The following is an 11,810-nucleotide window of genomic DNA, read 5'->3' on the forward strand; positions in this document are numbered from 1 at the left end:
ACAATGAAAAAGGTAACTTCGCAGATAGTTGTTGCTATTGTATGTGCATTGTTAGGATTTTTATTGGCGTATCAGTTTAAATTGATAAATAATAAAGAAAGTGCCGTTAAAGATACCGTAGATAAAACAGATATCACAGCTGAAATAGATGCTCTTAAGAAAGAAAAAGATGAACTTGTAAAGCAGAATAACTCTTTAACTGAAGATTTGAAGAAAATAGAAGAATCAGCAGCTAAAAAAGGAGATGTAAATACAGAAGTAAAGCAACAGCTTGATAAAACCAGAATGATATTAGGTACTGTTGATGTAAAGGGCCAAGGAGTGATTTTTTATCTTACACCAAAGTCTTCTATCTTTTCTAACAATAACGCAGATTATATATCTGAAAACGAACTTATTCATATAGTTAATATTTTAAATTTTTCTGGTGCAGAAGCAATATCTATAAACGAGAAAAGAGTTACATCTCAGACTGGTATAAAAAATGCAAGTAATTTTATTTGGATTGGCTCAAATGAAAGAATATCACCTAGCGATAAAATAGTTATAAAGGCAATAGGTGATAAAGCAAAACTAGATGCAGGCTTAACTTTTCAAGGTGCTTTAGATTATGGGGTTCTATCCAATTATGAAAGAAAAATAGAGAAAAGCAATGAAGTAGTTATACCTAAATCATCTCAAGTTATTCATAATGATTTTATTAAACCTGTACAATAGGAGTGATTATTAAATGATAGCATTCATAGGACTTTTGATTGGAATTATAGTTGGAATAGTCTGGAAGGTAGATATACCTGAAAAATTTTCTCCATATATGTCTGTTGCTATACTAGCTTGCTTAGATTCGGTTTTTGGAGCTGTTAGAGCTAGTTTATCAAAGAATTTTCAAGCGGATATTTTTATTTCAGGCTTTTTTGGAAATGCCGCACTTGCAGTAGCTTTAGCTTATTTAGGAGATAAACTTGGAATTCCTATTTATATAGCTGCAGTAATAGTTTTTGGTGGAAGAATTTTTGATAATTTTGCTATAGTGAGAAGGCTTTTGATTGAGAAAGCAAGATCCCGATAAAGGGGTGTATATATGAGAAATAACGAAGCGTCAATATTTGTTTTTATAGCTTCAATTATAATAGGAATTCTTATAGCTCTTAATATAAATTTAAAAGGAACCACGAGAAGTTTCCAAATGAGTGCAAAACAGTATCAAGATGCATATAATCAGAAAAATAAGTTATATGGAGAAGTTTCTAACCTTAGGGATTCTAATTCTAAAATGACCGAAAAGATGAATAAATATAAATACGATGACACTAAGAGTGAGAAAATAACTCAGGACATTAACGATGAATCTAATAGCAATAAAATGGCTGCAGGATTGAGCGCAGCAAAAGGTAATGGAGTAAAGATAACCTTAAGGGATGGTACAATTGATACAACAGACGGATATGAAGATGGAAATTACCAACTTACAATGCTAAGAACAATACACGATGATGATATGATAAGAGTTGTAAATGAATTAAGAGTTGCTGGTGCTGAAGCAATATCTATTGGTGGACAGAGAGTTCTTCCTAACACCGCGATTTTGTGTAACTGGGCTTTTTTAAATATTAATGGAGTTCAGATACCAGGACCTTCTTTTGAAGTGTATGCTATTGGAGATCCAGACACCCTTGACAGTATACTAAAAAGAGATGATGGTTTCATAAGATCCCTAATGAATAGGGGAGTTGAAATATCTATAGAAAAGAAAGATAATATAAATATAGATCCTTATTTAGGAGATGCTAATTTTAATAATCTTACACCTAAAACAAAATAGGTGTAAGATTTAAATATTTTGAAGGATTTTTTAAGTTTATGAAGAATATATATTTAAGGAAGTGGAGGCATGATTATTTTGAGTATAAAAAAGAATATAGAGCAGATAAAAGAATCTATGCCGGAAGATGTGACTTTAGTTGCTGTTTCCAAGACTAAGCCTATTGAGTTTCTGGAGGAAGCTTACACGGCAGGAATTAGAGACTTTGGTGAAAATAAAGTTCAAGAACTAACAGAAAAATTTGAACTTTTTCATAAGGACGTAAGATGGCACTTTATAGGGCATCTGCAGACAAATAAGGTAAAGTATATAGTCGATAAGGCTTTTCTTATTCATTCTTTAGACAGCACAAAACTTCTTAAGGAGCTTGAAGGACAATGCTCTAAAAACCAAATACAGATAAATACACTTATACAAATTAATATCGGCAAGGAAGATACCAAATATGGTTTTTACGAAGAACAGCTAAATGAGGTCTTAAATGAGGTAGGAAAATGTAATTATGTAAAAATTAAAGGAATAATGGTTATAATTCCTAAAGGTAATGAAGAAAGTAACCGATATTATTTTAAAAGAACAAAAAATATTTTTGAAAATATTAAGAAACAGAAATACCAAAATGTAACTATGGAAATACTATCTATGGGAATGACTCATGACTATGAAATTGCAATAGAAGAAGGAGCCACTCTTGTTAGGATAGGTGAGGGGATTTTTGGTAAGAGAATATAAATAGGAGGAATAACTATGGCTGCAAAAATGTTTAACAAGATGAAAGAGATTTTAGGCTTTGAGGAATACGATGAAGAGTACGATGAATTTGATGAAGAAGAAGAATTAGCTGCAGATGAGAACCTTGAACCAGTATTATCAGGTAAGAAAAACAATAAGGTTGTAAACATTCATACTGCTGCATCAGCTAAAGTTATGATAACAAAACCATCTGCTTATGAGGATGCAACTGAAATTTGCGATGCACTTAAGAGTAGAAAGATTGTAGTTGTAAATACAAGTAACTTAGAAAACAAGATAGCTCAAAGACTTTTAGACTTTATAAGTGGTGCTTGTTTTGCACTTGCTGGTGAATTGCAAGAAGTTGAGAGAGGCGTATATATACTATCGCCATCTAATGTAGAAGTTACTAGTGAACTTAAGAGTGAACTTTCAACTAAAGGACTATTTAACTGGTCAAAGTAAAGATGTGCCTGTTCAATTCTTAAAAAATTCTCAAAACTCTCTTATTAATTAAGAGGAAATTTGAAAATAAAAAATCAATTATGAAGTGGTACATCTATGAATCGGAGGAGATTTATATACCTTTAATAGAAGAAATTTTAACGTTGTTATTTGACTTTATACAGTTTATGATTTTTGTGGATGTTATACTTTCTCTTGTTTTCATGGGGAAAGAAAATAAATTAACTTATTATATTAAAATAATTACTGATCCAATATTGTCACCTTTTCAAAAGTTACAAAGGAAAATCGTACCTAATTCTCCTTTGGATTTTTCACCAATACTAGCTATAGTTACGTTGTCTATTATTCAAACTATAGTTTTTGCTATAATATAGTATGAATAAAAAAGAATTCATTTCAATACTAGAATTAGATGATATAGGTGAGTATAGCAACTTATATAATAAGCTAACAACTTCCATTGAGAGAGAGATTCCTATTGTAACTAATGAGTTTTACGCCCCTATTATATGGAATAGACTACAAGAATATTTTAAAGGAGTAGGGGTAAGTGTTCTTGTTGAAGGTGGCTTTGAAGATAGTGAACGCAGAATGATAGCAGTTAATTCTTTTAATATTGATTGGCCTTATGAAATTCTTCAAATAAACTATAACGGTAAGTTTGGAACTTTAGGTCATAGAGACTTTTTGGGAGCTATACTATCTCTAGGAATAAAGAGAGAAAAAATTGGCGACTTAAGAGTAAAAGATTTCAGTTGTTTTGTTTCTGTACATAGGGATGTGTATGAATATATTACTTCCAATCTAACGAAGATAGGAAGACATAGCATAAACATAAAAACTATTAAGGATTTAGAAATAGTACCTAAAGTTGATTTCGAAGAAGTAAATATACAAGTCGCTTCTATGAGATTAGATGCCATAGTTGCGTCAATAAGCCGAAAATCAAGAAATGATGCTATGGATTTGATTTCTAATGGGAGTGTACTTTTAAACTACAAGGAAAATAGGAATAAGAGTACAGAAATAAAGTTGAAGAGTACAATAACAATAAGAGGCATAGGTAAATTTATAATTGAAGATATAGTCGGTAAAACGAAAAGTGACAACTTAAAACTAATGGTAAAAAAATATAAATAGCAGAGGTGATTCACATGAAACTGACTCCCATGGAAATAAACAACAAAGAATTTAAAAGAGGTCTAAGAGGATATAGTTCTGATGAAGTAGATGAATTTTTAGAAAAAGTAGTGGAAGATTACGAAGATTTATACAAAGAAAATTCATTGTTAAAAGAAAAGCTGGCTTCAGTAGGAGAAAAAGTTGAGCATTATGCAAAAATAGAAAATACTATACAAAATACTTTATTATTAGCTCAAAATACAGCTGAACAAGCAAAATTGAACGCTCAAAAAGAAGCTGAATTAGTTGTAAGCAGTGCTAATGAGACTGCTCAAAAGATACTTGATAAGGCTCACAATGATGTAATTCAGATTAATGATGAATATGATAGAGTAAAGCAAGAATTTGTAAAGTTCCGTGCTCAGTTTAGAAATTTCATGAAGACTCAGCTAGAAACTTTTGATGATCTTGAAAAGAGCTTTATCAAAACCTTTAACATATCTCACCCAATTGAAGAAATAAGTGAAAAAGATATACATAATGGACTAGAAGAAAATGCAATAAGTAATTATAAAAACGAACAAGTAGAAAAAGATGATATGGAAGAAATAAAGAGCTTTTTCGCTAGCAGATAGTTTTACAGCTGATTTTAAGAATCCATTGGTTATTTTCTATGATAACCACTTCATTAATTAATATTTCAAACTTGTACCAAGAAAGACTTTTGGAGTTTGATTATATTAAATGAGTGAGGTGGTTTATTTTTATTTTAAAAGTATTATAGAGTTGCCAATTCAACTATTAATTTATACATTCCAAAATTCATAGGTAGGTGATTTTTGGACATGCATAACTTAAGTTTTAATAATGAAAACCTATAAATAAAACTTATATTATCTTTTTTCAATCATATTATATTTATAACTTTGTTATAAAAAATCTATCTTTTGAAAGAATAATAATAGATAAATCACTTTTGAAAACCAATTCTTTTGAAAGGAAGCGATAATATGGATAGAAAGGATTATGATAGATATCGTATTAAATTAAATAAGGAAAAAGAGAGGGTTCTCAGCTTAATAAAACAACTAAAAGAAAATGAAGCTGTAGATTCTTATTCAGAAATGGCTTCAGAACTTTCTTTTTATGATAACCACCCATCAGATTTGGCTACAGAAACTTTCGATTTTGAAAGAGGCAAGGCACTAAAAGGTAATGAACGTGAGATACTTAGTAAGATTGATGAAAGTTTACAATCATTAGATCAAGGGAAATATGGTGTATGTAAAAGATGCGGTGTAGAAATAAGTAAGGAAAGACTTGACTTTCTTCCATACGCGCAATATTGTATTAAGTGTCAAACTGTTATAGGTTCAATAAAGGAATATAGAAGCAACAGAAGACCAATAGAAGAAGATGTTATAGGAAATCCTTTTGGTTATGGCTATAATGATTATAACGAATATGAAAAGGTAGGCTTTGATGCCGAAGATTCTTTTCAGGCTGTTGATAGCTTTAATAGATTACAAAATAGATTTGACATATATGATGATGATGACATGTATGTGGAGCCGGTAGAAAAAGTAAGTAACGAACAGTATAAGAATCAATTGCCAGATTAATGATAAGGGATGGGGGAAGTTTTTTATATACTATGGATGAGTTAATTTTTAAAATAAGTTCAGAAGAAAAAGATATAAGAATAGATAAATTTTTATCAGAAAAGATAACAGATAGGTCTAGATCTCATATCCAGAATCTAATAGACAATGAGGCAGTACTTGTTAATAATAAAATAATAAAAAGTAACTATAAATTAAAGGAAAATGATGTTATTATTTTAAATATACCTGAGCCGGAGATATTAAGTGTAGAACCAGAAAATTTGGACATAGATATTATATACGAAGATGATGATGTGGTTGTTGTCAATAAAAAACAAGGGATGGTTGTTCATCCTGCCCCAGGTAATTATAATGGAACACTAGTAAATGCTCTTTTATACCATTGTAAGGATTTATCTGGTATAAATGGAGTGATAAGACCTGGAATAGTTCATCGAATTGACAAAGATACATCAGGAATTTTGGTAGTAGCAAAAAATGATTTTGCTCACAGTAAATTAACAGAACAATTTAAAGTTCACTCTATAAAAAGAGAATATTATGCACTTACAGAAGGTGTATTTAAAAATGATAGTGGCATTGTTGATAAGCCTATAGCTAGGCATCCACAGGACAGAATAAAAATGGCTATAGTTGAAGGTGGAAGAAGAGCAGTTACGCATTATGAAGTAATAGAGAGATTTAAGAGTAACACATTGGTTAAATGCAGCTTGGAAACAGGTAGAACACATCAGATAAGAGTGCATATGGCTTATTTAGGCCATCCTTTAGTAGGAGACCCAGTATACGGATTTAAAAAACAAAAATTTAAGCTAGAAGGACAAATGCTCCATGCAAAGACACTTGGCTTTATTCATCCAACTAAAAATACCTATATGGAGTTTACGTCTGAGCTACCACCATATTTTTTAGAGGTTTTAAATAAACTTTAGTAGATGTTTAACTACCATCGCTAAATTAATTGCTTATTCATCCGATGCTTTAATGAGCTTACGCAAAGAATTAATATGATTTTGTCATATTACATGGCTAAAACTGTAAACTCACTACGTTCGAACAGTACAGTTTTACTCTTTAATAATCCATACTTTTTATAAGTCTTTGATATCTTAAATTAAAAAATAGAAAGATTATTTAATTAAAGAGTAAAAAGTGAGAATATATCGCCTGCCAGAATTTCTTCACATACGTTCAGAAAAGGCAGATGCGTAAAAAAATCACTAATAAAGAACGATTAGCGATTTTTTAGAGCCATTACATCTGCTAAAATCATTTAATTCTAATAGCTTGCTCATATAGCATTTCATGTATAACCAATTAATTTCGATGATGGTCTTTAACTTATTGAAACATTGAGGTAATAATAGAGAAGTAATTAATTTGGAGGAGAGTATAATATGAATCTAAAGGCAATACTTTTAGATGAAGAAGCTATAAGAAGAAGTTTAGTGAGAATAGCTCACGAAATAATTGAAAAGAACAAAGGTGTTGACGATATTGTCCTTATAGGTATAAAAAGAAGAGGATATCCTATAGCTAAGAGAATATCTGCTCTTATTGAAAAATTTGAGGGGATAAAAGTTCCTGTAGGAAGTGTAGATATCACTCTGTATAGAGATGATTTAACTGATATTGGGGACAAACCAACTGTTAAGGAATCTGATATTGGTGTTTCAGTAAAAAATAAGAAAGTTATTATTGTTGATGATGTGCTTTATACATGTAGAACTGTAAGAGCTGCTATAGAAGCAATTATGGATTCAGGAAGACCTGAAACTATACAATTAGCAGTCCTAATAGATAGAGGTCATAAAGAACTTCCTATACGAGCTGATTTTGTAGGTAAAAATGTACCAACATCGAAATTGGAGAATATAGGAGTAGAGATATTAGAAATTGATGGAACTGATTCCGTTAAGATATATGAAAGATAAACTTAGAGATAAGAATAGGAGTTTTTAAATGGATTATGATTTAATAGCCACCAGTACATTTGGAATAGAATCTATTACAGCAAAAGAATTAAAAAAGCTTGGATATGAAGATTTGACTATTGAGAATGGAAAAGTTACTTTTTCTGGCGATGAAATGGATATAGCTATAACCAATACTTGGCTTAGAACAGCAGACAGAATTTTAATAAAAATGGCTGAATTTAAAGCTATAACTTTTGAAGAACTTTTTCAAGGAACACTTGCAGTTGATTGGGGAAGTATAATTCCTGCAAACGGAAAAATGCATGTTGTGGGAAAATCAATAAAATCTACATTGTTTAGTGTACCTGATTGCCAGTCTATTGTTAAAAAAGCAGTAGTTAAAAGTATGCAAAGTAAGTATAATACTGAATGGTTCCCAGAAGATGGACCAGTATATAAAATAGAGGTTGCTCTTTTAAAAGACGTTGTTACTTTAACTATTGATACAACAGGTCCTGGGTTGCATAAAAGAGGCTACAGAGAAAATGCAGGTGAAGCACCACTTAAAGAAACCTTGGCAGCAAGCTTAGTGCTCATTTCAAGATGGTCAAATGAAAATTTATTAATAGACCCATTCTGTGGTTCAGGTACTATATTAATTGAAGCAGCGATGATAGGTGCAAATCAAGCACCAGGACTATATAGGAAATTTGAATGTGAAAATTGGCCTACAATGGATAAAGAAATCTTCGATCAAGTTAGAGAAGGTGCTTTAAGCTCAATTAAGAATTTTGATATGAAACTTATAGGATACGATATAAATGGTCCTGTTCTTAGAAAAGCAAGAGAGAATGCTCAGAAGGCAAAGGTTGATAAGTATATAGACTTTCAAAAGCTAGATTTTTATGAGTTTTCCTCAAAAAAGAAATATGGCTTCATTATAACTAATCCACCATATGGCCAAAGAATTGGTGAAATAAATGAAGTAAAGAGTCTTTATAGGAAATTAGGAGAGCTGTATAACAATCTTCCAACTTGGGATATGAATGTGCTTACATCTTTTGAGGGCTTTGAAGACATCTTTGGTGAAAAGTCTTCGAAGAACAGAAAGTTATATAACGGTAAGATAAAGTGCTACTACTATCAGTATCTGGCTAAGTAAGAGATAGTGTTTTTATATTTTATGAAGTATAAACAAAAAAGAGTGTGATTACACTCTTTTTATTTTTGGTTCTTCTGGGGTTATATATAATGTTTTATTTGTATAATAAATTACCATTCCTGGTTTTGCTCCAGAAGGTTTCTTTACATTTTTTACGATAGTATAGTCTATAGGAATTTTTGTTGAATCTTTTCCTTTACTATAATATGCAGCTAAGTTAGCAGCTTCAAGAAGAGTTGTATCAGTAAAATCTCTTCCTTTTATAATTACATGTGATCCAGGAATAACCTTTGTATGAAGCCAAGTGTCATTTTTGTCGGCAAATTTTAAAGTTAAGTAGTCGTTTTGTATATTATTTTTACCAACATAAATGTCAACGCCTTCTGAAGAAACAAAGTGTATAGGTTTAGAAGGCTTTGGTGCCTTTCCGCTGGACTTCCTAAATTTTATATATCCTTCAGTTATAAGTTCTGACTTTATATCTTCAATTTCAGTGTAATTCTCAGCATTTAGAAGATTTGTATGCACAGAATTTAAGTATTTTAACTCATCCTCATTTTTTTCTAATTGAAGTACAGCGGCTTCTTCAGACTTTTTCATTTTGTTGTACTTTTTATAATAAAATTGAATGTTTTCTGAAGGAGTCTTATTTGCATCTAAGGATATTGTGATATCATCACCGTCTTCGCTATAGAAATTTGATAGTGTGACTTTATCAAGTCCTTTAGAAATACTATAAATATATGCTGATAATATATCACCTTTGATTTTATAGTCATTTTTTTCGGAACACTCTTTTAAGTTTTCCTCAAGGATTCTTTTCTTCTTTTCACATCTATCTATATTTGTAGTAATAAGTTTTTGAAGATCCTGTGATTTTGAATGAAGTCTATCTTGTTTATCTTTAGCGTGGTAAAAGCTCTCTAAAAGAGTTGAAGGATCATCGTAAGATACCATTTCGTAATCGTCATATAAATCTAACTTCAAACAATAGAAATCTTTTAATGTTTTAGATTCTTTATCAATGTAGGAGATAAACTTCTTGTTATCATCAAGTGATTCGAAAAATTCTTTTACAAATTGGTATAAATTATTAATATCAAATATATACTTTTTTGTAAACATATTATATAATTCTTTTGATAAAATTTTACTAACACCAGTTAAGAGCTTAGAAAAGAAATTTTCATTAAATTCAATTTTGTTTTCTGATAGATAATGTTCTAATTCAATTTTTTCAAAGGAAAAAGGATTTATTTTATTACTGTCTGGGGGAAGTACATACTGAACTCCAGGATAAAGTACTCTGTAACTATTTATATCAGGAGTTATATGTTTAATTGATTCCATAACTTTGTTATCTCTTTTTCTTATGAGGGTTATATTGCTGTGTCTTCCCATTATTTCGACCATCAATGTATAGACACTGTCAAAACCCAATTCATCAGTGGATTCGAAATCAATTACAACTATTCTATCGCCTTTGTATTGATATATATCTAAGATTTTGCTTCCTAGCAAGTATTTTCTTAGAACCATACAAAACATAGGAGGTTGATTTGGATTCTCCTTTGAAATTTTTGTGAATTGTATTCTTGGATTATTGGCACTTGCTGAAATAAGTAGTTTTAAGCGATTTGAGCCTCTAATTGTTAGAATAACCTCATCCTTTTCAGGTTGATTGACTTTATCTATTTTGCAATTTAATAAGTTTTCTTTTAAACTCTTTATTAGGGTTGATAAAAATACTCCGTCTAAAGCCATAATATCTTCCTTTCATACTTAACTAAAAATAGTATAACATTTTTCACCATTTTATATCAATAAAATGAGCTGGTGATAAAAATGAAAAAAATTATAGTTGCCTTAATGGTAATTATGTGTGTAATTTTATTTGGCTGCAATGATGAAAAGCCAGAACAGGTCAATGATGCAAAAAGCAATGTTCAGTGGTCGCAGCATATGATAATGTACTCCAATGGAGATAACTATACTTATTATAGCATAAATGATGAAAGTATAAGGAAGTCAGAGCCTTTAGTATCAGGAAATATATTATATATTAATTCTGATAAACAGTTAGTGCTATATCAAGATATAGAGAGTAAATTATACTATTTAAGTAAGGATGGGAACAAACTAAAATTAAATATAAAAGAGCAGATAAAAAAGTGTCAAGTTAGTCCAGATGGTGAAAAAATACTTTATAGTGTAGAAAAAGAAGATGGCTCAGTAAGTTACTATCTTTATTTAGTAGAAAAGAATGTTGCTTCAGAACTAGTTGATTTAATAATTTCTGGTGATATGTATTTTTGGAAGGATAAAGACAGCGTAATATTTTATGGGATTGATGGAGAAAACAAAGGAGGAATATTTGAGTATAATTCAGATACTAAAAAAATTAATAAGAGTCTAATCATAAAAGGTATAGTTGAAAAATTCGTTGAAGACAATGGAGCTTTTGTTTACATTGTAAACAATAATGATAAAAGAAAAACCTATATGCTAGACCCAAATGAGTTTAAAGAAAAATTGGTGTCTGATAAAATACAGAAAATTGGTGATATTTATTACAACGGAAAAGAGTTGTATTTTACAGGGTTAGTAAAGGATAATTTATATAGTTTATATAGAACACCTTTAAATCAAGGCAATCCCGTAAGATTGATATATGATTTCCCAAACGGAGTTGTTGAAGATAAGAAGATACTGGGCTTAGGAAATACAATAATTTTAGTAGGACATGATGAGGATAAAAATGAATTAGTAGCACGATATAATATAAAGGAAAAGGCTATTGAAATATTAGTTGATAATCAAGGGCAATATGATATTTTATTTTAAACATGTATTTAAATTTACAATTAAATTTAAATACATGTTTTTTATTTTGCTGCTGTAAAAGTACTGTGGTATCAAACTAAAAATTGCCTCCATTTTTAATAGGATAGCATTTTTGCCTA

The 11,810-nt window shown here is 30.2% G+C and carries 14 protein-coding genes; 13 read left to right on the forward strand and 1 reads right to left on the reverse strand.

Annotated features, from left to right (window positions below; translation table 11 throughout):
* Window positions 1–3: 3 nt before the first annotated feature.
* The 12 genes from OCU55_RS03905 to OCU55_RS03955 all read left to right on the forward strand — a co-directional run bounded on the left by OCU55_RS03905 (window position 4) and on the right by OCU55_RS03955 (window position 8,847).
* A complete protein-coding gene (locus OCU55_RS03905) occupies window positions 4–717 on the forward strand; it encodes a DUF881 domain-containing protein (protein WP_261850992.1) in 714 nt (237 codons plus the stop codon).
* A gap of 13 nt (window positions 718–730) precedes the next feature.
* Complete coding sequence (locus OCU55_RS03910) at window positions 731–1,069, forward strand: small basic family protein (protein WP_261850993.1); 339 nt, start codon at window positions 731–733, stop codon at window positions 1,067–1,069.
* A gap of 12 nt (window positions 1,070–1,081) precedes the next feature.
* Entirely contained in the window at window positions 1,082–1,822 is a 741-nt protein-coding gene (locus OCU55_RS03915) for a DUF881 domain-containing protein (RefSeq protein ID WP_261850994.1), read from the forward strand.
* Window positions 1,823–1,900: 78 nt separating this feature from the next.
* Window positions 1,901–2,554 (forward strand): YggS family pyridoxal phosphate-dependent enzyme, encoded by a 654-nt coding sequence (locus tag OCU55_RS03920; protein ID WP_261850995.1) that lies wholly within the window; start codon window positions 1,901–1,903, stop codon window positions 2,552–2,554.
* Between the two features lie 15 nt (window positions 2,555–2,569).
* The gene (locus OCU55_RS03925; RefSeq protein WP_261850996.1) at window positions 2,570–3,019 is read left to right on the forward strand and encodes a cell division protein SepF; all 450 of its coding nucleotides are present in this window, start codon (window positions 2,570–2,572) and stop codon (window positions 3,017–3,019) included.
* 80 nt (window positions 3,020–3,099) lie between these two features.
* Window positions 3,100–3,396, forward strand: coding sequence for a YggT family protein (locus OCU55_RS24015; protein ID WP_261856417.1), 297 nt, complete (start codon window positions 3,100–3,102; stop codon window positions 3,394–3,396).
* A gap of 1 nt (window position 3,397) precedes the next feature.
* Complete coding sequence (locus OCU55_RS03930) at window positions 3,398–4,162, forward strand: YlmH family RNA-binding protein (RefSeq protein ID WP_261850997.1); 765 nt, start codon at window positions 3,398–3,400, stop codon at window positions 4,160–4,162.
* Between the two features lie 14 nt (window positions 4,163–4,176).
* The gene (locus OCU55_RS03935) at window positions 4,177–4,779 is read left to right on the forward strand and encodes a DivIVA domain-containing protein (protein ID WP_261850998.1); all 603 of its coding nucleotides are present in this window, start codon (window positions 4,177–4,179) and stop codon (window positions 4,777–4,779) included.
* A gap of 375 nt (window positions 4,780–5,154) precedes the next feature.
* Complete coding sequence (locus OCU55_RS03940) at window positions 5,155–5,766, forward strand: TraR/DksA C4-type zinc finger protein (protein WP_261850999.1); 612 nt, start codon at window positions 5,155–5,157, stop codon at window positions 5,764–5,766.
* 32 nt (window positions 5,767–5,798) lie between these two features.
* Window positions 5,799–6,701 carry an RluA family pseudouridine synthase gene (locus OCU55_RS03945; protein WP_261851000.1) on the forward strand — a complete coding sequence of 301 codons (903 nt, stop codon included), beginning with the start codon at window positions 5,799–5,801 and terminating at the stop codon, window positions 6,699–6,701.
* 465 nt (window positions 6,702–7,166) lie between these two features.
* Window positions 7,167–7,703, forward strand: a complete 537-nt coding sequence (pyrR, locus tag OCU55_RS03950) for a bifunctional pyr operon transcriptional regulator/uracil phosphoribosyltransferase PyrR (protein ID WP_261851001.1) — start codon at window positions 7,167–7,169, stop codon at window positions 7,701–7,703.
* Window positions 7,704–7,731: 28 nt separating this feature from the next.
* Window positions 7,732–8,847, forward strand: a complete 1,116-nt coding sequence (locus tag OCU55_RS03955) for a THUMP domain-containing class I SAM-dependent RNA methyltransferase (protein WP_261851002.1) — start codon at window positions 7,732–7,734, stop codon at window positions 8,845–8,847.
* 48 nt (window positions 8,848–8,895) lie between these two features.
* On the opposite strand, the gene OCU55_RS03960 is transcribed toward OCU55_RS03955, so the two are convergent.
* Window positions 8,896–10,611, reverse strand: coding sequence for an Rqc2 family fibronectin-binding protein (locus tag OCU55_RS03960; RefSeq protein WP_261851003.1), 1,716 nt, complete (start codon window positions 10,609–10,611; stop codon window positions 8,896–8,898).
* Window positions 10,612–10,692: 81 nt separating this feature from the next.
* Here OCU55_RS03960 and OCU55_RS03965 point away from each other — a divergent pair, with 81 nt between their 5' ends.
* Window positions 10,693–11,691 (forward strand): hypothetical protein, encoded by a 999-nt coding sequence (locus tag OCU55_RS03965; RefSeq protein ID WP_261851004.1) that lies wholly within the window; start codon window positions 10,693–10,695, stop codon window positions 11,689–11,691.
* Window positions 11,692–11,810 lie beyond the last annotated feature (119 nt).

Source organism: Clostridium folliculivorans, assembly GCF_024341905.1.
GTDB classification, from domain to species: Bacteria; Bacillota; Clostridia; order Clostridiales; family Clostridiaceae; genus Clostridium_AR; species Clostridium_AR folliculivorans.